The following is a 24,178-nucleotide window of genomic DNA, read 5'->3' as shown; positions in this document are numbered from 1 at the left end:
CCGCCCACCCATGCCTTACCAGATGTAAGGAACAAGGCGATACCTCACCTTCTGCATATATTCGGTATAACCGGGTAAATTCTCTTTGAGAAACTCTTCCTCATCAATGAGGCGCCAGGCGAGTACCGGGAAGAACGGTACCAGCAGGAAAACGCTCCACCATGAGCCGAGTGCAAGTGGCATCGCCGCGAGCAGAAGCAATGCACCTGAATACATCGGGTGTCGGACGTACGCATACAGACCGGTTGACACAACAGTCTGCCCATCCTCCACCTGAATGGTTGAAGCTGCATATGAATTCGATTTCATCACCGAGAAGAACAACAGGAAGGATACGATGACAAATGCGTCTGCGAGAATGGATACAATCGGTGAAACCGGTGACCACCCAAAACGATGGTCGAACGCAGGAAGCACCACGAACCCAACAAAGCCAAGAATGAAGAGCGATGAGATAAATTTCTGAGCCGGCCGCTGTTCCGCCCCCGGGCCAAAATTCATACGACGTTCCACGAGCTTTCGGTCATGCGTCAGAAAATAGATGCCTAGCGCTTGCGAGCAGACCTCAAACACCACCACGAAGACCCATGCCTGCCAATAATCCAGGGTACCTGCAGGAATGAACATGCACGCAAGAAAAATTAACAGCGTTATTAGGTTGGCCAGCACTCCGCGGACATAAAAATTTGACATAGTTGTCTGTCTCGCTACACGCGTAAGTGACTCCATAATAGATTAAATCAGTCAATCTTCCAAAATGGGCGACTGCAAAGTTTTTCGGCGTTGAATGACGGAGCTACGGGCAGTGAAAGGCTCGTCGGTCCGGTCAGAGATATCCATCAGATCCGCGATCTCGGTTATGGGGAGATAACATTGATAATGCCGAGAGCTGGTGAAAGTTCCATTTAAAAAGGGTCCATGATAAACATGAACCCTTTTTACACCAGCCATTGGATCGGCATTACGCAGGGGCGAGGCTTTTTTATGCCACGGCAGGCTTAGCCTTTAATGGCCTTAACCAGGTAATCCAGAATGTCGCCGGTCTTGATCAGCTGCTTGTCGCCGTTGCGACGGTATTTGTATTCGATATCGTCGTTGTCGAGGTTGCGATCGCCGATAACAACGGTATGCGGAATACCGATGAGCTCCATATCGGCAAACATCACGCCCGGGCGCTCTTTACGGTCATCCATCAGCACTTCGATGCCCTGTGCGCGCAGTTCGGCGTACAGTTTCTCCGCCAGCTCCTGCACGCGGTAGGATTTGTGCATGTTCATCGGCAGAATCGCGACCTGGAACGGGGCGATGGCGTCAGGCCAGACGATACCGCGCTCGTCGTAGTTCTGCTCAATGGCGGCAGCCACGACGCGCGTTACCCCGATACCGTAGCAGCCCATGGTCAGGATCTGGTTACGACCATCTTCGCCCTGAACGGCAGCGTTCATTGCCTGGGAGTACTTGGTGCCCAGCTGGAAGATGTGGCCAACCTCGATACCGCGTTTGATCATCAGGGTTCCCTGACCGTCCGGGCTCGGATCGCCGGCGACGACGTTGCGGATATCGGCGACTTCCGGGGTAGCGACATCGCGATCCCAGTTGATACCGAAGTAGTGTTTACCGTCAACGTTAGCGCCTGCGGCGAAATCGCTCATTGCGGCAACGGTACGGTCAATGACGACCGGAATCGGCAGGTTGACCGGGCCCAGAGAGCCAGGGCCTGCATTCACGACCGCGCGAATTTCCTCTTCGGTGGCGAAGGTCAGCGGGCTGGCGACCTGCGGCAGTTTTTCCGCTTTGACTTCGTTCAGCTCGTGATCGCCGCGAACCAGCAGGGCGACCAGCGGATAAGCGCTGTCTTCTACGGCTTTTACCAGCAGCGTTTTCACCGTTTTCTCAATCGGCAGACTGAACTGCTCAACCAGCTCGGCGATGGTTTTGGCGTTCGGCGTATCCACCAGCGTCATCTCTTGCGTAGCGGCGGCGCGCGGCGCTGATGGCGCCAGGGCCTCGGCAAACTCGATATTGGCGGCGTAATCAGAGGTATCAGAGAAGATAACGTCATCTTCGCCGCTCTGCGCCAGCACCTGGAATTCGTGAGACGCGCTGCCGCCGATAGAGCCGGTGTCAGCCTGAACGGCGCGGAAATCCAGGCCCATACGGCTGAAGATTTTGCTGTAGGCGGTGTACATCGCGTCGTAGGTTTCCTGCAAGGATTCCTGTGAGGTATGGAAAGAGTACGCATCTTTCATCAGGAATTCGCGGGAGCGCATGACGCCGAAACGCGGACGCACTTCATCACGGAATTTGGTCTGGATCTGGTAGAAGTTCAGCGGCAGCTGTTTGTAAGAGTTCAGCTCGTTACGAATCAGATCGGTGATCACTTCTTCGTGCGTTGGGCCAAGGACGAATGGACGATCGCCACGGTCAGCAATACGCAGCAGTTCCGGGCCGTATTGTTCCCAACGGCCGCTCTCTTGCCACAGTTCAGATGGCTGAACTACCGGCATTAACACCTCGATCGCACCGGCGTTGTTCATCTCTTCACGCACGATGTTTTCGACTTTTTTCAGGACGCGCACGCCGGTCGGCAGCCAGGTGTATAACCCGGAGGCCAGCTTGCGGATCATCCCGGCGCGCAGCATCAGCTGATGACTGATGACTTCGGCGTCGGCAGGTGTCTCCTTCAGAGTGGAGAGCAGGTATTGGCTAGTACGCATGTTGTTACGGTTCCATTTCGACGATCGGAACAGGCTCTGCTCGAGCCTGATTCAAAAAAAGTGGTTTAGTTTATCAGCCTGGCAGAGTTGCCAAAAGAGAGGAAAATAAAATTAGCGCGGTTCTAGCGCAAAGACTTCAAACCCGGCCTCGGTGACGCGCCAGCGGACGTTGAAATCCAGCAGCCAGACGGCGTAAGTTTTTCCTGCTTCCTCTTCTTTGCGATAGGCCGGGCGCGGATCCTGCGCCAGCACCTCAACGATAAACTCCCTGAGGTGGGGATAGCGCTTTTCCAGCTGCTGAAGCTGCGCTTGCAGGGCGGCGGCGAAATACACCGGCATGGTGGCCTGCGGCGCAAGCTGCGCATAGCTGGCTTTCGCCTCCGGCAGCGCTTCGGCAAACGGCAGATAGGGTTTGATGTCGACGACCGGCGTGCCGTCGACAAGGTCGAGGCTGCCAAGCTCCAGCACGACGCTCTCTTTCTGACAGCGAATCCCCTTCAGCTCGACGAGCGACATCCCGATAGGGTTGGGGCGGAACGTAGAGCGCGTGGCAAACACGCCCATCCTGGCGTTACCGCCGAGACGGGGAGGGCGCACCGTCGGCCGCCAGCCGCCTTCCATGGTCTGATGGAAGATAAACAGCACCCACAGATGGCTGAATGCTTCAAGACCACGTACGGCATCGGGCTGATTGTACGGGGGAATCAGGTGAAGTTCGCCGCCACAGCTTTTGACAAGCCCGGGCTGCCGCGGTACGGCAAACTTCTCTTTATAGGGTGAGCGGATAACGCCTATCTGCTCAACGCTAAATGCGGTCATTTCGCTGAGACGTTAAGCGCGGATCCAATGCACACGGCCTGGCGGTAGCAGCCTGGCGTTCCGCTGGTGACTTCGCAGCTGTGCAGCAGTACGGCGTTGGCCTTCATTTTGGCCGCGTTAATCTGCAGGCGTTTGCGCGCGGTAGGGATATTCGGCGGGGAGTCCTGGTTTGAGGCCTGGCAGGATTCGCCGGTGACTTCACCGAGATCGCGGAACGGTTTGCCGACTAGCTCTTCTGCATTGGTATAGATGCGTACCGGCGCCGGACGCGGCGGCTTCGGCTTCGTCGGCTCAGGCGCAGGAGGCGTAGCGGTGCTTTGTACGGGTTCGACAGGGGATCTGTTTAGCATCGAACAGCCGCTCAGCGCGAATGCTAATAAACAGATCGGTAAAGCACGCATAATATTTCCTCAAGCAATATAAAATCAGGTAGTCATTGAATCAGCAGATTACATAAATGACAAGACGGGCATAAGCCCGTCCTGATGATATTACGTTGTAAAAAGATTACCAGCCTTTAACAGCGCCGCCGTTGAAGATCTTGTTCGCGGCTTCGTAAACTTCGTCAGACTGGTAAGCCTGAACGAATTTCTTCACGTTTTCTGCGTCTTTGTTGTCTTCACGGGCAACGATCAGGTTGACGTACGGAGAGTCTTTATCTTCGACAAAGATACCGTCTTTCGCCGGCGTCAGGCCAATCTGGCTTGCATAGGTGGTGTTGATAACCGCCAGAGCAATCTGCGCATCGTCCAGAGAGCGCGGCAGCTGCGGCGCTTCCAGCTCAACAATCTTCAGGTTTTTCGGGTTTTCGGTCACGTCCAGAACGGTCGGCAGCAGGCCAACATCATCTTTCAGCTTGATAAGCCCCACTTTCTGCAGCAGCAGCAGGGAGCGGCCGAGGTTGGTTGGATCGTTAGGAACTGCGACCTGGGAGCCCGGCTGCAGCTCGTCCAGCGATTTGATTTTTTTGGAGTAGCCGGCAATCGGGTAAACAAACGTATTGCCGACCGGTACCAGCTTGTAGCCGCGATCTTTGATCTGCTGATCCAGATACGGTTTGTGCTGGAAGGCGTTGACGTCAATATCGCCTTTGCTCAGGGCTTCGTTTGGCAGAACGTAATCGTTGAAGGTCACCAGCTCAACGTCCAGGCCGTATTTCTCTTTCGCTACTTTCTGCGCGACTTCAGCAACCTGCTGCTCAGCGCCAACAATCACGCCGACCTTAATGTGGTTCGGATCTTTTTCATCCTGACCGCAACCCACCAGCGCCAGAGAACCTATCAGGGCGCCAACTGCCGCAAAGGTTTTAAAATTGAACGTCATAGTATTTCCTTAACTCTTTGAGTTGTATGTTGTGTGTAACGTTACTTGTGAGTGACAGTCCGGACGATGCGATCGCCGCAGAATTGAATTAAATAAACCAGAACGACCAGCAATACCAGTACCGTATTCATTACCGTGGCGTTATAACCGATGTAACCGTACTGATAGCCAATCTGCCCCAGGCCGCCGGCGCCGACAGCGCCGCCCATCGCGGAGTAACCGACCAGGGTAATCAGCGTAATGGTCGCGGCGTTCACCAGGCCCGGCAGCGCTTCCGGCAGCAGCACCTTGCGAACGATCTGCATCGGCGTTGCGCCCATCGCGCGGGAGGCTTCAATCAGGCCGGTAGGGATTTCCAGCAGGGCGTTTTCCACCATGCGGGCGATAAACGGCGCGGCGCCCACGGTCAGCGGAACGATAGCCGCCTGCAGGCCGATCGAGGTGCCGACGATCACGCGCGTAAACGGAATCATCCAGACCAGCAGAATAATGAAAGGAATGGAGCGGAAGATATTCACCAGCGCCGACAGCGTGCGATAGAGCTTCGCATTTTCAATGATTTGCCCCGGACGGGTTACGTACAGCAGCACGCCGACCGGCAGGCCCAGCACAAAACCAAAGAAACCAGAGACAAAGGTCATCGCCAGCGTTTCCCATACGCCGCGAGCCAGTAACCACATCATCGCCTCAGACATAACCCAGTACCTCTACTTTCACATGGTGTTCCTGCAGCCAGGCAATGGCGGCTTGCGTATCGTCGTGTGTGCCGTGCATTTCCGTCAGCATGATGCCGAACTTCACGCCGCCGGCGTAATCCATCTGCGCGCTGATGATGTTGTTGTTGACGTTAAAGCGGCGCGCGGTTTCCGAAAGCAGCGGCGCGTCAACGGACTGGCCGGTGAACTCCATGCGCAGCATCGGGACGCTGTCCGCGTGCTGCTCCGGCTTCAGGCGCGCAAGGTAATCTTCTGGGATATCCAGATGCAGCGTGGCCTGAATAAACTGCTGCGCCAGCGGCGTTTTCGGGTGAGAGAACACTTCACTTACGGTGTCTTGCTCAATCAGCTGACCGCTGCTGATCACCGCTACGCAGTCGCAGATGCGCTTTACCACGTCCATTTCATGCGTAATCAGCAGAATGGTCAGGCCGAGGCGGCGGTTAATATCTTTCAGCAGTTCGAGAATCGACCGCGTGGTGGCGGGATCCAGCGCGCTGGTGGCTTCATCGCACAGCAGCACTTTCGGCTGGCTTGCCAGCGCGCGGGCGATGGCCACGCGCTGCTTCTGCCCGCCGGACAGGTTGGCCGGGTAGCTGTCGTGCTTATCCGCAAGGCCGACGAGGTCGAGCAGTTCAGTGACGCGACGCTTGATTTCTTCTTTTGGGGTGTTGTCCAGCTCCAGCGGCAGCGCCACGTTGCCGAAGACAGTGCGCGATGCCAGCAGGTTAAAGTGCTGGAAAATCATACCTATCTGACGGCGTGCTTTAGTCAGCTGAGATTCAGAAAGCGACGTCAGCTCCTGATCGTCAACCATCACGCTGCCTTCCGTTGGGCGCTCAAGCAGGTTTACGCAGCGGATAAGCGTACTTTTCCCTGCGCCGGAAGCGCCAATGACGCCGTAAATTTGTCCGGCAGGCACATGCAGGCTGACGTTGTTCAGCGCCTGGATAGTTCTGTTCCCCTGCTGGAACACTTTGGTGATATTCGAAAGTTTTATCATTAGCTATTTATTATCGTATGAAGATTTGCCGTGGCATTTTCTGCTGCCCCAGACGGGTGATGACCGTCGATGGAATGGATGTTAAGGCATCCAGACGTCTAAATCAATCCGGAGAAGCGCCAATGAGCACTTTCTTGCCGGACGAAACGTGAGATACTACCGCCACATGCCTTATTCAGGAGCACACCGGTGGCAAAGACCGTTCCCGCAATATTTCTCGATCGTGATGGCACTATTAATGTCGATCATGGTTATGTCCACGAAATTGATGAGTTTGAATTTATCGACGGCGTCATTGATGCGATGCGCGAGTTGAAAGAGATGGGGTATGCCCTGGTGCTGGTCACCAACCAGTCGGGGATTGCGCGCGGAAAATTTACCGAGGCGCAGTTCGAGACGCTAACGGAGTGGATGGACTGGTCGCTGGCGGACCGCGGCGTGGACCTGGACGGCATCTATTATTGTCCGCACCATCCGCAGGGCTCTGTCGAAGAGTATCGCCAGGTGTGTGATTGCCGTAAGCCGCATCCAGGCATGTTTATCTCCGCCAGAGACTATTTGCACATTGATATGGCTGCCTCTTATATGGTGGGCGATAAAATCGAAGATATGCAGGCGGCTGCCGCAGCGGACGTTGGCACCAAAGTGCTGGTGCGCACCGGCAAGCCGGTGACGGCGGAGGCCGAATCGGCGGCAGATTGGGTGATTAACAGCCTGGCGGACCTGCCCGCGGCTATCAAAAAGCAGAAAAAACCGGCGTAACGATGAAAAGATGAGCGGTTGAAGCAAAAATGCATTTTTCCGCTTGTCATTCCTTCTGAGCTCCCTATAATGCGCCTCCATCGACACGGCGGATGTGAATCACTTCACACAAACAGCCGGTTCGGTTGAAGAGAAAAAATCCTGAAAATCAGGGTTGACTCTGAAAGAGGAAAGCGTAATATACGCCACCTCGCGACAGAGCGCTGAAGCGCGTCGCAACTGCTCTTTAACAATTTATCAGACAATCTGTGTGGGCACTCAAAGTGACATGGATTCTTAATGTCCTCGGACACTAAATGAATACCAAGTCTCTGGAGTGAACACGTAATTCATTACGAAGTTTAATTCTAAGAGCATCAAACTTTTAAATTGAAGAGTTTGATCATGGCTCAGATTGAACGCTGGCGGCAGGCCTAACACATGCAAGTCGAGCGGTAGCACAGAGAGCTTGCTCTCGGGTGACGAGCGGCGGACGGGTGAGTAATGTCTGGGAAACTGCCTGATGGAGGGGGATAACTACTGGAAACGGTAGCTAATACCGCATAATGTCGCAAGACCAAAGTGGGGGACCTTCGGGCCTCATGCCATCAGATGTGCCCAGATGGGATTAGCTAGTAGGTGGGGTAACGGCTCACCTAGGCGACGATCCCTAGCTGGTCTGAGAGGATGACCAGCCACACTGGAACTGAGACACGGTCCAGACTCCTACGGGAGGCAGCAGTGGGGAATATTGCACAATGGGCGCAAGCCTGATGCAGCCATGCCGCGTGTATGAAGAAGGCCTTCGGGTTGTAAAGTACTTTCAGCGAGGAGGAAGGCATTGTGGTTAATAACCACAGTGATTGACGTTACTCGCAGAAGAAGCACCGGCTAACTCCGTGCCAGCAGCCGCGGTAATACGGAGGGTGCAAGCGTTAATCGGAATTACTGGGCGTAAAGCGCACGCAGGCGGTCTGTCAAGTCGGATGTGAAATCCCCGGGCTCAACCTGGGAACTGCATTCGAAACTGGCAGGCTTGAGTCTCGTAGAGGGGGGTAGAATTCCAGGTGTAGCGGTGAAATGCGTAGAGATCTGGAGGAATACCGGTGGCGAAGGCGGCCCCCTGGACGAAGACTGACGCTCAGGTGCGAAAGCGTGGGGAGCAAACAGGATTAGATACCCTGGTAGTCCACGCCGTAAACGATGTCTATTTGGAGGTTGTTCCCTTGAGGAGTGGCTTCCGGAGCTAACGCGTTAAATAGACCGCCTGGGGAGTACGGCCGCAAGGTTAAAACTCAAATGAATTGACGGGGGCCCGCACAAGCGGTGGAGCATGTGGTTTAATTCGATGCAACGCGAAGAACCTTACCTGGTCTTGACATCCACGGAATTCGGCAGAGATGCCTTAGTGCCTTCGGGAACCGTGAGACAGGTGCTGCATGGCTGTCGTCAGCTCGTGTTGTGAAATGTTGGGTTAAGTCCCGCAACGAGCGCAACCCTTATCCTTTGTTGCCAGCGGTTAGGCCGGGAACTCAAAGGAGACTGCCAGTGATAAACTGGAGGAAGGTGGGGATGACGTCAAGTCATCATGGCCCTTACGACCAGGGCTACACACGTGCTACAATGGCATATACAAAGAGAAGCGACCTCGCGAGAGCAAGCGGACCTCATAAAGTATGTCGTAGTCCGGATTGGAGTCTGCAACTCGACTCCATGAAGTCGGAATCGCTAGTAATCGTGAATCAGAATGTCACGGTGAATACGTTCCCGGGCCTTGTACACACCGCCCGTCACACCATGGGAGTGGGTTGCAAAAGAAGTAGGTAGCTTAACCTTCGGGAGGGCGCTTACCACTTTGTGATTCATGACTGGGGTGAAGTCGTAACAAGGTAACCGTAGGGGAACCTGCGGTTGGATCACCTCCTTACCTTAAAGAACCTGCCTTTGTAGTGCTCACACAGATTGTCTGATGAAAAATGAGCAGTAAAAAATCTCTGCAGGCTTGTAGCTCAGGTGGTTAGAGCGCACCCCTGATAAGGGTGAGGTCGGTGGTTCAAGTCCACTCAGGCCTACCAAATTTGCGATGCAAATTTGATGAGGTTTTAACTACGATGGGGCTATAGCTCAGCTGGGAGAGCGCCTGCTTTGCACGCAGGAGGTCTGCGGTTCGATCCCGCATAGCTCCACCATCTTTACTGCGACACAAGAAAACTTCAGAGTGAACCTGAAAAGGTGCACTGCGAAGTTTTGCTCTTTAAAAATCTGGATCAAGCTGAAAATTGAAACGACACATCTTTAATGGTGTGTTCGAGTCTCTCAAATTATCGCAAGCCGGTGATGAATCGAAAGAAACATCTTCGGGTTGTGAGGTTAAGCGACTAAGCGTACACGGTGGATGCCCTGGCAGTCAGAGGCGATGAAGGACGTGCTAATCTGCGAAAAGCGCCGGCAAGGTGATATGAACCTTTGACCCGGCGATGTCCGAATGGGGAAACCCAGTGTGATCCGTCACACTATCATTAACTGAATCCATAGGTTAATGAGGCGAACCGGGGGAACTGAAACATCTAAGTACCCCGAGGAAAAGAAATCAACCGAGATTCCCCCAGTAGCGGCAAGCGAACGGGGAGGAGCCCAAAGTCTGAATCAGCGCGTGTGTTAGTGGAACGGTCTGGAAAGTCCGGCGATACAGGGTGACAGCCCCGTACACGAAAATGCACACGTTGTGAACTCGAAGAGTAGGGCGGGACACGTGGTATCCTGTCTGAATATGGGGGGACCATCCTCCAAGGCTAAATACTCCTGACTGACCGATAGTGAACCAGTACCGTGAGGGAAAGGCGAAAAGAACCCCGGCGAGGGGAGTGAAAAAGAACCTGAAACCGTGTACGTACAAGCAGTGGGAGCCTCTTAATGGGGTGACTGCGTACCTTTTGTATAATGGGTCAGCGACTTATATTCTGTAGCAAGGTTAACCGAATAGGGGAGCCGAAGGGAAACCGAGTCTTAACTGGGCGTTAAGTTGCAGGGTATAGACCCGAAACCCGGTGATCTAGCCATGGGCAGGTTGAAGGTTGGGTAACACTAACTGGAGGACCGAACCGACTAATGTTGAAAAATTAGCGGATGACTTGTGGCTGGGGGTGAAAGGCCAATCAAACCGGGAGATAGCTGGTTCTCCCCGAAAGCTATTTAGGTAGCGCCTCGTGAACTCATCTTCGGGGGTAGAGCACTGTTTCGGCTAGGGGGTCATCCCGACTTACCAACCCGATGCAAACTGCGAATACCGAAGAATGTTATCACGGGAGACACACGGCGGGTGCTAACGTCCGTCGTGAAGAGGGAAACAACCCAGACCGCCAGCTAAGGTCCCAAAGTCATGGTTAAGTGGGAAACGATGTGGGAAGGCACAGACAGCCAGGATGTTGGCTTAGAAGCAGCCATCATTTAAAGAAAGCGTAATAGCTCACTGGTCGAGTCGGCCTGCGCGGAAGATGTAACGGGGCTAAACCATGCACCGAAGCTGCGGCAGCGACACTATGTGTTGTTGGGTAGGGGAGCGTTCTGTAAGCCGTTGAAGGTGTGCTGTGAGGCATGCTGGAGGTATCAGAAGTGCGAATGCTGACATAAGTAACGATAAAGCGGGTGAAAAGCCCGCTCGCCGGAAGACCAAGGGTTCCTGTCCAACGTTAATCGGGGCAGGGTGAGTCGACCCCTAAGGCGAGGCCGAAAGGCGTAGTCGATGGGAAACAGGTTAATATTCCTGTACTTGGTGTTACGTGCGAAGGGGGGACGGAGAAGGCTATGTCATCCGGGCGACGGTCGTCCCGGTTTAAGCGTGTAGGTGTGTGTTCCAGGCAAATCCGGAGCACTTTAACACTGAGGCGTGATGACGAGGCACTACGGTGCTGAAGTGACAGATGCCCTGCTTCCAGGAAAAGCCTCTAAGCATCAGGTAACACGAAATCGTACCCCAAACCGACACAGGTGGTCAGGTAGAGAATACCAAGGCGCTTGAGAGAACTCGGGTGAAGGAACTAGGCAAAATGGTGCCGTAACTTCGGGAGAAGGCACGCTGATATGTAGGTGAAGCCCCTGCGGGTGGAGCTGAAATCAGTCGAAGATACCAGCTGGCTGCAACTGTTTATTAAAACACAGCACTGTGCAAACACGAAAGTGGACGTATACGGTGTGACGCCTGCCCGGTGCCGGAAGGTTAATTGATGGGGTTATCCGTAAGGAGAAGCTCTTGATCGAAGCCCCGGTAAACGGCGGCCGTAACTATAACGGTCCTAAGGTAGCGAAATTCCTTGTCGGGTAAGTTCCGACCTGCACGAATGGCGTAATGATGGCCAGGCTGTCTCCACCCGAGACTCAGTGAAATTGAACTCGCTGTGAAGATGCAGTGTACCCGCGGCAAGACGGAAAGACCCCGTGAACCTTTACTATAGCTTGACACTGAACATTGAGCCTTGATGTGTAGGATAGGTGGGAGGCTTTGAAGTGTGGACGCCAGTCTGCATGGAGCCAACCTTGAAATACCACCCTTTAATGTTTGATGTTCTAACGTGGACCCGTAATCCGGGTTGCGGACAGTGTCTGGTGGGTAGTTTGACTGGGGCGGTCTCCTCCCAAAGAGTAACGGAGGAGCACGAAGGTTGGCTAATCCTGGTCGGACATCAGGAGGTTAGTGCAATGGCATAAGCCAGCTTGACTGCGAGCGTGACGGCGCGAGCAGGTGCGAAAGCAGGTCATAGTGATCCGGTGGTTCTGAATGGAAGGGCCATCGCTCAACGGATAAAAGGTACTCCGGGGATAACAGGCTGATACCGCCCAAGAGTTCATATCGACGGCGGTGTTTGGCACCTCGATGTCGGCTCATCACATCCTGGGGCTGAAGTAGGTCCCAAGGGTATGGCTGTTCGCCATTTAAAGTGGTACGCGAGCTGGGTTTAGAACGTCGTGAGACAGTTCGGTCCCTATCTGCCGTGGGCGCTGGAGAAGTTGAGGGGGGCTGCTCCTAGTACGAGAGGACCGGAGTGGACGCATCACTGGTGTTCGGGTTGTCATGCCAATGGCATTGCCCGGTAGCTAAATGCGGAAGAGATAAGTGCTGAAAGCATCTAAGCACGAAACTTGCCCCGAGATGAGTTCTCCCTGAGACTTAAAGTCTCCTGAAGGAACGTTGAAGACGACGACGTTGATAGGCCGGGTGTGTAAGCGCAGCGATGCGTTGAGCTAACCGGTACTAATGAACCGTGAGGCTTAACCTTACAACGCCGAAGATGTTTTGGCGGATTTGAGATGATTTTCAGCCTGATACAGATAACAGAATTTGCCTGGCGGCAAAAGCGCGGTGGTCCCACCTGACCCCATGCCGAACTCAGAAGTGAAACGCCGTAGCGCCGATGGTAGTGTGGGGTCTCCCCATGTGAGAGTAGGGAACTGCCAGGCATCAATTAAAGAATGCGACCACAATAGCGTTGTGGGCGGTTCGACAGTTAAGCAGTAAACCGGAGTGACAACCGGTAGCAGTAAAACAGTTTCGGTGGAGCGGTAGTTCAGTCGGTTAGAATACCTGCCTGTCACGCAGGGGGTCGCGGGTTCGAGTCCCGTCCGTTCCGCCACTTATTGAGAGCCCTGAGCATCTGCTCAGGGCTTTTTCTTTTGTCTTAAATGCCATTATTGCTGTTTTAGCAAAAATCCTCTGCGTTTAGCGATCTTTTTACCTCATGCTAAACCCGTCATACTCCTCTCATCGAACGAACATTCACTAATTCATTGAGAAAGAGGAACATCATGACTATCCCTGCATTCGGTCTTGGCACTTTCCGTCTGAAAGACGACGTCGTTATCGCTTCTGTTAAAACAGCGCTGGAGCTCGGCTACCGCGCGGTTGATACGGCGCAAATCTATGATAACGAAGCCGCTGTAGGTCAGGCGATTGCGGAAAGCGGCGTAGCGCGCAGCGATCTGTATATCACTACGAAAATCTGGATCGAGAACCTCAGCAAAGACAAGCTGATCCCGAGCCTGAAAGCGAGCCTGAAAAAACTGCGTACCGACTACGTCGATCTGACGTTGATTCACTGGCCGTCGCCAAACGATGAAGTATCCGTAGAAGAATTCATGCAAGCGCTGCTGGAAGCGAAGAAAGAGGGCCTGACCCGTGAAATCGGTATCTCTAACTTCACCATCCCTCTGATGGAAAAAGCGATTGCTGCTGTAGGTGCCGAAAATATTGCGACTAACCAGATTGAGCTGTCTCCGTATCTGCAGAGCCGCAAAGTCGTGGACTGGGCAAAAGCGCACAACATCCACATCACCTCTTATATGACGCTGGCCTACGGTAAGGCGCTGAAAGATGAAGTGATTGCCCGCATTGCTGCGAAACATAACGCGACAGCAGCACAGGTTATCCTGGCATGGGCGATGGGCGAAGGTTACTCCGTGATCCCGTCTTCAACCAAACGTGAAAACCTGGCAAGCAACCTGCTGGCGCTGGATCTGAAATTAGACGCGGAAGATAAAAAAGCGATCGCAGCGCTTGATTGCAACGATCGCCTGGTCAGCCCGGAAGGCCTGGCGCCAAACTGGGATTAATGTCCAGCCCGCTCTGTGTCCTTACTTAACCCTCTCACAGCTCCTTCGGGAGCTGTTTTGCGTGCTCGCTCAGGAAATCAATAAACGCGCGAATACGCGTGCTGACGGCCCGGTCGCTGTAGTACACCGCGCTAAACGGCATCTCGACCGGCAAGCGTTTATCCGCCAGGATCTCCACAAACTCACCGCTTTCTATCTCTTTATCCACCATGTAATCCGACAAACAGGCGATACCATTACCGTTCAGGCACAGCTGTTTCAGGGTCTCACCGCTATTGGATGTGAGTCCGCACTCGACTTCGAGCAGCTGCCCGTCATACCGGGCAAGTGGCCAGGTGTTGAGCGAGACGGGCTCGGTGAATCCGAGGCATAAATGCGCGCTGAGATCGTCGGCGGTCTGCGGCACGCCGTGCATGGCCAGATAGTCCGGAGAGGCTATCACCTTCCGGTAGCTGTTAAATAGCGGACGCGCGCGCAGGCTTGAGTCCGTAAGAGTACCCGCCCGGATAGCAACGTCGACCTTACGCTCGATAAGATTGATAAACGTCTCTGAAGAGACTAGCGAGAGTGTCATCTCCGGGTAGCGCTCGCGAAATGGCCTAACGAGCGGCATCAGAAAATGCAGCATCACCGGCGTCGCCGCATCCACCCGCAGCAGACCGCGCGGGGTATTTCTCGTTTCCATCAGCTCATTTTCTGCGGCCGCCATTTCCTGCAGGACGCCCTGCATCCGGCGGAAATAGCGTTCGCCTTCTTCAGTCAGGCTAAGCTGCCGCGTAGTGCGGTTGAGCAGGCTGACGCCGAGTTTAGACTCCAGCTTTTTGACCGCACGGCTGACAGCGGAATTGGCCTGCCCGAGCTGCTCCGCTGCGCGGCTGAAGCTTCCGCTTTCCACCACGGCGACAAAAATGGCTATCTCTTCTGATGTGGCTCTCATTGTTGCACCTGAAGCAAAATTGTATTGAGATTTTGACGGTTTTTGTTATTTAAACATCCGCGCATACTCGTTGTCATCTTAATCCTGATGATACGGAGTTAATTATGCCGCTGGCGCTACTTGCCCTGACGATCAGTGCCTTCGCAATTGGCACAACAGAATTTGTAATAGTCGGTCTGGTTCCGACAATTGCCGAACAGCTGTCTGTTTCACTGCCCTCCGCGGGGCTCCTTGTCTCTATTTATGCGCTCGGCGTGGCCATCGGCGCGCCGGTGTTAACCGCCCTGACGGGCCGTATGCCGCGCAAACAGCTGCTGCTGGCGCTGATGGTGCTGTTTACGCTGGGTAATCTTATCGCATGGCAGGCGCCGGGGTATGCGACGCTGGTTATCGCTCGCCTGCTGACGGGGCTGGCGCACGGGGTCTTCTTCTCCATTGGCTCTACTATCGCGACAGGTCTGGTGCCAAAAGAGAAAGCGGCGTCGGCGATTGCAATTATGTTCGGCGGCTTGACCGTCGCGCTGGTGACCGGCGTGCCTTTGGGAACCTTTATCGGCCAGCATTTTGGCTGGCGTGAAACCTTCCTGGCGGTCTCCCTGCTGGGCATTATTTCACTGCTGAGCAGCGCGATTCTGGTGCCGAACTCGATTCCCAGCCGCGCGGCAGCTTCGCTTCGCGACCAGCTGCAGGTGCTGACGCATCCGCGTTTGCTGATGATCTATACCATCACTGCGCTGGGCTATGGCGGCGTATTTACCGCCTTTACCTTCCTGGCGCCGATGATGCAAAACCTGGCCGGTTTTTCCCCAAGTGCCGTCAGCTGGATCCTGCTTGGATATGGCGTATCCGTGGCTATCGGTAATATCTGGGGCGGCAAGCTGGCGGACAGGCACGGCGCGGTTCCGGCCCTGAAGATTATCTTCGCCGCGCTGGTTGCCCTTCTGGTGGTGTTCCAGTTTACCGCCGCCATTCAGTATGCTGCGCTGGCGACGGTGCTGGTCATGGGCATCTTCGCCTTTGGCAACGTGCCGGGCTTACAGGTTTACGTGGTGCAGAAGGCAGAGGTTTACACGCCATCCGCCGTTGATGTGGCTTCCGGTCTTAATATTGCCGCCTTCAACGTGGGGATCGCGCTGGGCTCCGTCATCGGCGGTCAAACGGTTCAGCATTATGGTCTGGCGCAGACGCCGTGGATCGGCGCGGTCATTGTGCTGGCGGCGTTTTTGCTGATTGGCCTGAGCGGTCGTCTGGACGGACGAGCGAAAGCGCTGGCTGTCTGAATCCGGAAAGTAAGCGCTTGCTTACACTCGCTGACGAATCTTTCTGGCAAATAGCGTTGAAAGTGTGAGCAAAAATCCCTATAACAGAAAGGTCACCCCGGCAACGGCGTGGCTTTTCTGTTATTGAGGTTCAATCCAAAAAGTGCGAAAAAATACCTATGCTATGCGCTATGTCGCCGGACAGCCCGCTGAGAGGATTTTACCTCCCGGTTCGTTCGCGAGCATCGGTCAGGCGTTACCCGCGGGCGTTCCATTAAGCAGCGAAGAGAAGATCCGCGTACTGGTATGGAATATCTTTAAGCAGCAGCGGGCCGAGTGGCTGTCGGTGCTGAAAAACTTTGGCAAAGATGCGCATCTGATGCTGTTGCAGGAGGCGCAGACCACTCCCGAACTGCTCCGGTTTGCAACCGCTAACTATCTCGCCGCGGATCAGGTGCCGGCCTTTGTGCTGCCGCAGCACCCGTCAGGCGTAATGACGCTTTCTGCCGCGCATCCGGTCTACTGTTGCCCGCTGCGCGAGCGGGAGCCTATTTTACGGCTGGCCAAATCCGCTCTTGTGACCGTTTATCCGTTACCGGACAGGCGTCTGCTGATGGTGGTCAATATCCACGCCGTTAACTTCAGCCTCGGCGTTGATGTTTATAGTAAGCAGTTACTTCCCATCGGCGACCAGATAGCGCATCACTCGGGGCCGGTTATCATGGCGGGTGACTTCAACGCATGGAGCCGCCCGCGTATGAATGCGCTGTACCGCTTTGCGCGCGAAATGTCGCTGCGCGAGGTGCGTTTCACCGACGATCACCGCCGCCGTGCGTTTGGCCGTCCTCTTGATTTTGTCTTCTATCGTGGTCTGAATGTGCACGATGCTTCCGTGCTGGTGACGCGCGCCTCCGACCATAATCCGCTACTCGTAGAATTCAGTCCCGGCAAACCTGAACGCTAAGGGTACGTCAGGTCTGCCGTGGGGCAGACCTGCGCAGGTAAGGTGCTGCCCTTTATTTTTCAACCACCGAAGGACAACACCATGACCACACGCTCCCATCATCACAACGTAGAAAAGCAGTTTGGCTCTCAGGCTGACGCCTATCTGACCAGCGCGGTGCACGCATCGGGCCGCGACCTGCAACGGCTTGGCGAGCGGCTCGCCAGCTTCCCGCAGGCCCATGTGCTGGATATGGGCTGTGGCGCGGGCCATGCCAGCTTCGTTGCGGCGACGCAGGCCGCCCGCGTGACCGCCTATGATTTGTCGGTTCAGATGCTGGACGTTGTCAGCGCCGCCGCCCGGGATAAAGGGCTTGCGAATATCGAAACGCAGCAGGGGTATGCAGAATCGCTGCCGTTTGCCGACGCCTCTTTTGAGGTGGTCATCAGCCGCTATTCCGCGCATCACTGGCACGATGTCGGCCAGGCGCTGCGGGAGGTTAAACGGGTGCTGAAACCCGGCGGCGTGCTGATCGTGATGGATGTGATGTCGCCCGGGCATCCGCTGCGGGATATCTGGCTGCAGACGGTTGAGGCGTTGCGCGACACGTCGCACGTACGTAATTATGCCAGCGGGGAATGGCTGGCGATGATCAATGAGGCTGGACTTATTACTCAGAACCTGACGACCGACAGGCTGGCGCTGGAGTATGGGTCATGGATAGCCCGGATGCGCACGCCTGCGCCATTGTGCGAGGCGATTCGCCTTTATCAGCAGAGCGCATCAGAAGAGGTGCAGGCCTATTTTGCGCTGCAGGAGGATGGATCGTTTACCAGCGATACCATCATGGTGGAAGCGCGTAAAGCCGCATAGCGCTGTACAAATTGCGCATAGAAAAAAGGCACCGGGGGAATCGGTGCCTTTTTTATCCGTACTGTCAGGAGTCAGGTCTGTCGTTGTTTTTCACATACAACGTCAGCTGATCGCCCGGCTGCAGGTTCTGCGTATCGCTGTTCCAGCGGACGACATCGCGGATGTCGACACCGTGGCGTTTAGCGATGCTCGAAAGCGAATCACCTTTGCGTACGCGATAGGTAATGCTATCGCTGTTGCGGGCAAGGCGTTCCGCGCTGCTGCCTGCGCCTACCGTCAGGCTCTGGCCGACTTTCAGACTTGAACCGCGCAGCTTGTTCCACTGCTGCAGGTCTTTTGCCGTCACGCCCAGGCGTGAAGCAATGCCGGAAATCGTATCGCCGGAGCGTACCGTGTAGCTACGGCTGGTCAGCGGGGCATTATCAGCAACCTGAGTAGGCTGTACTGCTGCAATGTCACCTGATGCCAGCGATTCACGCAGCTGGTCGGCATGTTTTTGCGGCACCAGCACATACTTTGGACCACTTGCGCCAAGGGTTGACCCTTTTACGCCAGCATTGAAGGTCTTCAGCTTGTTGACTGAGATACCCGCCATATCGGCCAATTGCTTCATTTCTACCGGGCTGTCCAGACGGACACGTGCCAGCGCGCGGCTTTCGTCTGCCGTCGGCAGCTGTACGCCATAGCGCTTGCTGTTTTTGAGAATATCACTCAATGCCAGCATTTTAGGCACATAGACCTTTGTTTCCTGAGGCAGCGAAAGCGACCAAAAATCGGTGGGTTTACCACGCGCTTTGTTGGTTTTCACTGCTTTCATGACGCGCCCTTCGCCGCTGTTGTAGGCCGCGACCGTCAACAGCCAGTCGCCGTCAAACATCTTGTTCAGACGCTGCATCATATCGAGTGCAGCCGTAGTCGATGCGACAACATCGCGACGCGCGTCATAGCCGCGGGTCTGTTTTAAACCATAATTGCGCCCGGTGCTCGGAATGATCTGCCAAATGCCTGCGGCATTGGCGCCAGACGTCGCGTGTGGGTCAAAAGCGCTCTCCACTATGGGTAGTAGTACCAGTTCCATGGGCATGTTACGTTTCTTCACTTGCCCTGCTATCCAGTACATATACGGCTCTGCCCGTAAAGTTACATCGTGGAGATAGCTCTTATTACGTAAATACTTCTGTTTCTGTTCGCGAATCCGGGGATTTTCCGGAATTCCCATCTTTAGCTCGCCGCCAATGAAAGCCCACAGATCCTGATCCTGCGCATAGAAGGTTCCATCATCCATCCATCGCGCCTGACCTGCAAACTTTCCTGCTTCCCCTTGACTAGCCGCAGAAAGGCTCTGTGCGTGCTGCTGAATGTTGGCGCCGTTCTTCGACGCCTGGCACCCAACGAGCAGGACAGAGGCGAGTAATATCGCTCGTGCCTTCATGTGTGTGTCAATAGTTGCTTAAAAGACGACCGATCATAACGGCGAAATTTTAAAAAGGCAACCTCGAAATCTTAGAAGTTATCTTTCTTTGACCGTAACCATGCAAATCGCTCTTCAGGTTGTTGCAAATTTGTTTCTCTCGATATTTCTTCAATAAAATCAATGTCATTTGTGCGTAAAAATAAATTTATCTTGCGCTCATTTTTAAGAATTGTCGGGAGTGTTTTTTGATTTTTAGCGCGTAACTCTTTAACTTCTCTGAAATAATCATTTATCGCTAAATCATCAGGCATAATACTCAGGGCAAACTTCATGTTTGCTAACGTATACTCATGGGCACAACAAATTAACGTATGATCGGGAAGTGCGTTAATCTTTTGCAAAGATTGGTACATCTGCGCAGCAGTCCCTTCGAACAGCCGGCCACAGCCGCCCGAGAACAGCGTATCGCCGCAGAAAAGATAAGGATTGCTAAAGTAACACACGTGCCCGGTGGTGTGCCCAGGGGTCGAAATTACGGAAAATTCGCATCCCAAAACGTGAAGCGTATCCCCTTCGTTAACGATGACCGTCGTACCCTTATCTTGTGTCTCCTGCGGACCATACACCACAATACCCGGATACTTTTGCAGGACTTCTTTCACGCCGCCAACGTGATCGTGATGATGGTGCGTGAGCAGAATGGCCTCGGGCTGCCAGTGGTTTTCTTCAATGGCGCGAAGCACCGGCGCCGCTTCGCCCGGGTCGACAATCAGGCAATGTTGCTTGTTATCACTCAGAACCCAGATGTAGTTGTCCTGGAAGGCGGGAATACTGTTAAGATTCATAGATTACCTCTCATAACGTAACGTAGCGGAAGGTTGTGATGAAACCGGCAAGGATATCCCTGACCGTCACCGCGCCAGGCCATTGGGCAGAGATGCCCTGGGGCGAATATTATCGTGAAGCGCTGGAACAACAGCTTAAGCCCTGGCTGACAAAACTCTACGGATTTCATCTGCTGAAGATTGGCAATTTGAGCGCTGAAATCAACACCGAGGCCTGCGCGATTTCCCATCAGGTAAATGTGTCGCTCGGCGGCGAACCCAGGCAAGTTATCGCCGATCCGCTGTATTTGCCTTTTGCGGATAAGTCGGTCGATGCCTGTCTGTTGGCCCACACGCTGCCCTGGTGCCAGGATCCGCACCGTCTTCTGCGCGAGGCGGATCGCGTACTGATCGATGACGGCTGGCTTATCATGACCGGTTTTAACCCGGTGAGCCTGATGGGGCTGCGAAAACTGGCGCCGGTGCTGCGCGGCAGTATGCCGTATAACAGCCGGATGTTCACCATGATGCGCCAGCTCGACTGGCTGTCATTGCTGAATTTTGAGGTGCTGCACCATGGCCGCTTCCAGGTGCTGCCCTGGAACCGGCAGGGAGGGAGGCTGCTCAGCACCCATCTGCCGGCGCTCGGGTGTCTGCAGCTTATCGTGGCGCGCAAGCGAACGATACCGCTGACGCTTAACCCGATGAAACAGAGTAAATCCCGAACGCAGCTGCGCCCGGCGGTAGGCGCGACGCGGCAGTATCGTAAGCCGCGGCTCTAGCTTTCCGCGCTGTAGCCCGTGTCGTCCTGGCCTGGGCTCATGGCGGCCGCGCGCGCCAGCTCGTCGCAACGTTCGTTTTCCGGATGTCCGGCGTGGCCTTTTACCCACTCCCAGCGAATCTGGTGATGGCTCAAGGCCGCATCCAGGCGCTTCCAGAGGTCGACATTTTTAACCGGCTTTTTATCTGCGGTTTTCCAGCCGCGTTTTTTCCAGTTGTGGATCCATTGCGTGATCCCCTGGCGTACATACTGGCTGTCGGTGCTGAGTACCACTTCGCAGTGTTCTTTGAGGCCTTCCAGCGCCACAATCGCCGCCATCAGCTCCATACGGTTGTTGGTTGTCATGTAATAACCGGCGCTAAAGGTTTTTTCGTGCTGGCGATAGCGTAAAATCGCACCGTAGCCGCCCGGACCTGGATTACCCAGGCAGGAACCGTCGGTGAAAATTTCTACCTGTTTAAGCATCTCTGGTAGACTTCCTGTAATTGAACTCGATACGTAAAACGACAAGTCTGACACAAATGACCGCTATGAGCACTGCAATTACTCGACAGATCGTCCTCGATACCGAAACCACCGGTATGAACCAGATTGGTGCGCACTATGAAGGGCACAAGATTATTGAGATCGGCGCCGTCGAGGTGATCAACCGTCGTCTGACCGGCAACAACTTCCACGTTTACCTGAAGCCGGACCGGCTGGTAGACCCGGAAGCGTTTAACGTTCACGGTATCGCTGACGAGTTTTTACTGGATAAACCGACCTTCGCCGACGTTTGCGATGAGTTCCTCGAGTATATTCGCGGCGCAGAGCTCGTCATTCACAACGCATCGTTCGATATCGGCTTTATGGACTATGAGTTCAGTAAGCTCAATCGCGGCATCGCGAAAACCAATACCTTCTGCAAGGTCACCGATAGCCTGGCGCTGGCAAGGAAAATGTTCCCGGGCAAGCGTAACAGCCTCGATGCGCTGTGTTCGCGCTACGAAATCGACAATACCAAGCGTACGCTGCACGGGGCATTGCTCGATGCCCAGATCCTGGCCGACGTCTATCTGGCGATGACCGGCGGGCAAACGTCGATGGCGTTTGCCATGGAGGGCGAGGCGCAGCAGACGCAGGGAGAGGCTGGAATTCAGCGCGTTGTCCGTGCGGCCAGTAAGCTGCGGGTGGTTTTAGCCAGCGATGAAGAGCTGATGGCCCATGAATCGCGGCTCGACCTGGTGCAAAAAAAGGGCGGAAGCTGCCTCTGGCGCGCCTGACGGACGCCGAAATACCGTAAAAATCAACCTGCGGGCGATTTTTGCAGCAAACGATTCAAAAGCCGAGAAAAAGCGTTGACGAGGGTAGAGGTAATCCGTAATATTCGCCTCGTTCCCAACGGAACAACAACGCGGAGCGGTAGTTCAGTCGGTTAGAATACCTGCCTGTCACGCAGGGGGTCGCGGGTTCGAGTCCCGTCCGTTCCGCCACTATTCGAGGCCATGCTATTGATTAGCATGGCCTTTTTCATGTCTGAATTTCACGATATGGCATTGTCATTTGGCTCGCGTCGGTAGCCTTGAGAATGTTTCTGACAGGTATTCATTTCATCTTGCCAAAACCTGATGCGCGAGCGGCGCTGCAAAACCTGGCGGTACCGTTCAACTATTACAATGAAAACCATATGCATAGTGCACTGGAATAGCGCTCCCCGAGGAATTACTTCACCGGACGCAGCGCCGGGAACAGGATAACGTCACGGATGGTGTGGCTGTTGGTGAACAGCATAACCATACGGTCGATACCGATACCCAGACCCGCGGTCGGCGGTAGACCGTGTTCCAGCGCGGTCACGTAGTCTTCGTCGTAGAACATCGCTTCGTCATCGCCTGCGGCTTTCGCGTTTACCTGGTCCAGGAAGCGCTGTGCCTGGTCTTCCGCATCGTTCAGCTCGCTGAAGCCGTTACCGATTTCACGGCCGCCGATGAAGAATTCAAAGCGGTCGGTGATTTCCGGGTTCACGTCGTTACGGCGCGCCAGCGGAGACACTTCAGCCGGATACTCAGTGATGAAGGTCGGCTGAATCAGGTGCGCTTCCGCCACTTCGTCAAAGATTTCGGTCACGATACGCCCCAGACCCCAGCTCTTCTCGACGTGAATGCCGATAGATTCTGCGATGGCTTTCGCCGCGTCGAAGTTATCCAGATCCGCCATGTTGGTTTCCGGGCGGTATTTCTTGATAGCTTCGCGCATGGTCAGTTTCACGAACGGCTTGCCGAAGTCGAAGGTGTGTTCACCGTAAGGCACTTCGGTTTTACCCAGAACGTCCTGGGCCAGGGTGCGGAACAGGGATTCGGTCAGCTCGATCAGGTCTTTGTAGTCCGCATACGCCATATAGAGTTCCATCATGGTGAACTCAGGGTTATGACGAACGGAGATACCTTCGTTACGGAAGTTACGGTTGATTTCGAAGACGCGTTCGAAGCCGCCAACCACCAGACGCTTCAGGTACAGTTCCGGCGCGATACGCAGGTACATGTCCATATCCAGCGCGTTGTGGTGAGTGATGAACGGACGTGCGGATGCGCCACCCGGAATCACCTGCATCATCGGCGTTTCTACTTCCATAAAGCCGCGACCGACCATGAACTTACGCATTCCGGCCAGGATTTGAGAGCGGATTTTAAAGGTGTTGCGGGATTCATCGTTGGCAATGAGATCCAGATAGCGCTGACGGTAGCGCGCTTCCTGATCCTGCAGGCCGTGGAACTTATCCGGCAGCGGGCGCAGCGCTTTTGTCAGCAGACGCAGTTCGGTGCAGTGAATGGACAGCTCGCCGGTTTTAGTCTTAAACAGCTTACCGCGCGCGGCGATGATATCGCCGAGGTCCCATTTTTTGAACCGATCGTTATAAACGCCTTCCGGCAGATCGTCACGCGCCGCGTACAGCTGGATACGGCCACCCACGTCCTGCAACGTGACAAAGGAGGCTTTACCCATAATGCGGCGGGTCATCATACGACCAGCAACAGAGACTTCAACGTTCAGGGATTCGAGTTCCTCGTTTTCCTTGGCATCGAATTCAGAGTGCAATTGGTCAGAGGTATGATCGCGACGGAAATCGTTCGGGAACGCGACAGCCTGCTCTTCACGCAGGGCAGCCAGCTTTTCACGACGGGATTTCAGTTCATTATTAAGGTCAATGGCCTCATCGGCACCTTGTGCTTGTATTTCAGACATTTT

General features: G+C 54.5%; 17 protein-coding genes, 4 tRNA genes, 3 rRNA genes and 2 pseudogenes. 14 read left to right on the top strand and 12 right to left on the bottom strand.

Going from position 1 to position 24,178, the window contains the following annotated elements; all coding sequences use genetic code 11:
* Positions 1-15 precede the first annotated feature (15 nt).
* The 7 genes from ENTCL_RS17695 to metN all read right to left on the bottom strand — a co-directional run bounded on the left by ENTCL_RS17695 (position 16) and on the right by metN (position 6,578).
* On the bottom strand, positions 16-693 hold the full coding sequence (locus ENTCL_RS17695; protein ID WP_013367510.1) for a methyltransferase family protein: 678 nt from the start codon (positions 691-693) through the stop codon (positions 16-18).
* Between the two features lie 305 nt (positions 694-998).
* On the bottom strand, positions 999-2,717 hold the full coding sequence (proS, locus tag ENTCL_RS17690) for a proline--tRNA ligase (RefSeq protein WP_013367509.1): 1,719 nt from the start codon (positions 2,715-2,717) through the stop codon (positions 999-1,001).
* Between the two features lie 111 nt (positions 2,718-2,828).
* Positions 2,829-3,536, bottom strand: coding sequence for a tRNA (N6-threonylcarbamoyladenosine(37)-N6)-methyltransferase TrmO (gene tsaA / locus ENTCL_RS17685; protein WP_013367508.1), 708 nt, complete (start codon positions 3,534-3,536; stop codon positions 2,829-2,831).
* Entirely contained in the window at positions 3,533-3,937 is a 405-nt protein-coding gene (rcsF, locus tag ENTCL_RS17680) for an Rcs stress response system protein RcsF (RefSeq protein WP_013367507.1), read from the bottom strand. Before rcsF ends, tsaA begins: the two co-directional genes overlap by 4 nt.
* A 106-nt stretch (positions 3,938-4,043) precedes the next feature.
* Positions 4,044-4,859, bottom strand: a complete 816-nt coding sequence (metQ, locus tag ENTCL_RS17675) for a methionine ABC transporter substrate-binding lipoprotein MetQ (protein ID WP_013367506.1) — start codon at positions 4,857-4,859, stop codon at positions 4,044-4,046.
* A 41-nt stretch (positions 4,860-4,900) separates the two neighbouring features.
* Positions 4,901-5,554: a methionine ABC transporter permease MetI gene (locus ENTCL_RS17670; RefSeq protein ID WP_013367505.1), complete on the bottom strand. Its 654-nt coding sequence runs from the start codon at positions 5,552-5,554 to the stop codon at positions 4,901-4,903.
* Positions 5,547-6,578 (bottom strand): methionine ABC transporter ATP-binding protein MetN, encoded by a 1,032-nt coding sequence (gene metN / locus ENTCL_RS17665; RefSeq protein ID WP_013367504.1) that lies wholly within the window; start codon positions 6,576-6,578, stop codon positions 5,547-5,549. The genes ENTCL_RS17670 and metN overlap by 8 nt, the downstream gene beginning before the upstream one ends.
* A 189-nt stretch (positions 6,579-6,767) precedes the next feature.
* Here metN and gmhB point away from each other — a divergent pair, with 189 nt between their 5' ends.
* The 8 genes from gmhB (at position 6,768) to dkgB (ending at position 13,922) form a co-directional block, all read left to right on the top strand.
* Positions 6,768-7,340 (top strand): D-glycero-beta-D-manno-heptose 1,7-bisphosphate 7-phosphatase, encoded by a 573-nt coding sequence (gene gmhB / locus ENTCL_RS17660; RefSeq protein ID WP_013367503.1) that lies wholly within the window; start codon positions 6,768-6,770, stop codon positions 7,338-7,340.
* 366 nt (positions 7,341-7,706) lie between these two features.
* Positions 7,707-9,246: ribosomal RNA gene (locus ENTCL_RS17655) — 16S ribosomal RNA — on the top strand.
* A gap of 71 nt (positions 9,247-9,317) precedes the next feature.
* Positions 9,318-9,394 (top strand) — tRNA-Ile (locus ENTCL_RS17650).
* A gap of 38 nt (positions 9,395-9,432) precedes the next feature.
* Positions 9,433-9,508: transfer RNA gene (locus tag ENTCL_RS17645), tRNA-Ala, on the top strand.
* 179 nt (positions 9,509-9,687) lie between these two features.
* Positions 9,688-12,592 (top strand): 23S ribosomal RNA (locus tag ENTCL_RS17640).
* Positions 12,593-12,657: 65 nt separating this feature from the next.
* Positions 12,658-12,773 (top strand): 5S ribosomal RNA (gene rrf / locus ENTCL_RS17635).
* Together the 16S, 23S and 5S rRNA genes with 3 tRNA genes alongside form the textbook arrangement of a ribosomal RNA operon.
* Before the next feature lie 96 nt (positions 12,774-12,869).
* Positions 12,870-12,946 (top strand) — tRNA-Asp (locus ENTCL_RS17630).
* A gap of 172 nt (positions 12,947-13,118) precedes the next feature.
* Positions 13,119-13,922 carry a 2,5-didehydrogluconate reductase DkgB gene (gene dkgB, locus ENTCL_RS17625; protein ID WP_013367502.1) on the top strand — a complete coding sequence of 268 codons (804 nt, stop codon included), beginning with the start codon at positions 13,119-13,121 and terminating at the stop codon, positions 13,920-13,922.
* Here dkgB and yafC read toward each other — a convergent pair.
* Positions 13,919-14,859 (bottom strand): annotated as a pseudogene (gene yafC, locus ENTCL_RS17620) (DNA-binding transcriptional regulator YafC). The gene dkgB and the pseudogene yafC sit on opposite strands and share 4 nt — an antisense overlap.
* Before the next feature lie 104 nt (positions 14,860-14,963).
* Here yafC and ENTCL_RS17615 point away from each other — a divergent pair.
* From ENTCL_RS17615 to ENTCL_RS17605, 3 genes are all read left to right on the top strand, one after another.
* Positions 14,964-16,139, top strand: coding sequence for an MFS transporter (locus ENTCL_RS17615; protein ID WP_013367500.1), 1,176 nt, complete (start codon positions 14,964-14,966; stop codon positions 16,137-16,139).
* A 142-nt stretch (positions 16,140-16,281) separates the two neighbouring features.
* On the top strand, positions 16,282-17,082 hold the full coding sequence (locus tag ENTCL_RS17610) for an endonuclease/exonuclease/phosphatase family protein (RefSeq protein ID WP_071841420.1): 801 nt from the start codon (positions 16,282-16,284) through the stop codon (positions 17,080-17,082).
* Positions 17,083-17,163: 81 nt separating this feature from the next.
* Positions 17,164-17,934 (top strand): class I SAM-dependent methyltransferase, encoded by a 771-nt coding sequence (locus ENTCL_RS17605; RefSeq protein WP_013367498.1) that lies wholly within the window; start codon positions 17,164-17,166, stop codon positions 17,932-17,934.
* 64 nt (positions 17,935-17,998) lie between these two features.
* Here ENTCL_RS17605 and mltD read toward each other — a convergent pair whose 3' ends face one another.
* Positions 17,999-19,366 carry a murein transglycosylase D gene (gene mltD, locus ENTCL_RS17600; RefSeq protein ID WP_013367497.1) on the bottom strand — a complete coding sequence of 456 codons (1,368 nt, stop codon included), beginning with the start codon at positions 19,364-19,366 and terminating at the stop codon, positions 17,999-18,001.
* A 71-nt stretch (positions 19,367-19,437) separates the two neighbouring features.
* Complete coding sequence (gloB, locus tag ENTCL_RS17595) at positions 19,438-20,193, bottom strand: hydroxyacylglutathione hydrolase (RefSeq protein ID WP_013367496.1); 756 nt, start codon at positions 20,191-20,193, stop codon at positions 19,438-19,440.
* A 38-nt stretch (positions 20,194-20,231) separates the two neighbouring features.
* Between gloB and ENTCL_RS17590 the strand changes: the two genes are divergently transcribed.
* Entirely contained in the window at positions 20,232-20,954 is a 723-nt protein-coding gene (locus ENTCL_RS17590) for a class I SAM-dependent methyltransferase (protein ID WP_013367495.1), read from the top strand.
* Here ENTCL_RS17590 and rnhA read toward each other — a convergent pair.
* Positions 20,951-21,530, bottom strand: a pseudogene (gene rnhA, locus ENTCL_RS17585) (ribonuclease HI). The gene ENTCL_RS17590 and the pseudogene rnhA overlap by 4 nt on opposite strands.
* On the opposite strand from rnhA, the gene dnaQ reads away from it, so the two are divergent.
* Both dnaQ and ENTCL_RS17575 read left to right on the top strand, forming a co-directional pair.
* Positions 21,484-22,215 (top strand): DNA polymerase III subunit epsilon, encoded by a 732-nt coding sequence (gene dnaQ / locus ENTCL_RS17580; RefSeq protein ID WP_044612172.1) that lies wholly within the window; start codon positions 21,484-21,486, stop codon positions 22,213-22,215. The pseudogene rnhA and the gene dnaQ overlap by 47 nt on opposite strands.
* 133 nt (positions 22,216-22,348) lie before the next feature.
* A tRNA-Asp gene (locus ENTCL_RS17575) sits at positions 22,349-22,425 on the top strand.
* A 229-nt stretch (positions 22,426-22,654) separates the two neighbouring features.
* Here ENTCL_RS17575 and lysS read toward each other — a convergent pair.
* Positions 22,655-24,175, bottom strand: a complete 1,521-nt coding sequence (gene lysS / locus ENTCL_RS17570; protein ID WP_013367492.1) for a lysine--tRNA ligase — start codon at positions 24,173-24,175, stop codon at positions 22,655-22,657.
* Positions 24,176-24,178 lie beyond the last annotated feature (3 nt).

Origin of the sequence: [Enterobacter] lignolyticus SCF1, assembly GCF_000164865.1 — a bacterium.
Classification (GTDB): domain Bacteria; phylum Pseudomonadota; class Gammaproteobacteria; order Enterobacterales; family Enterobacteriaceae; genus Enterobacter_B; species Enterobacter_B lignolyticus.
Note: the sequence above shows the minus strand (reverse complement) of the source record. Positions and strands in the feature narration are given on the sequence as shown.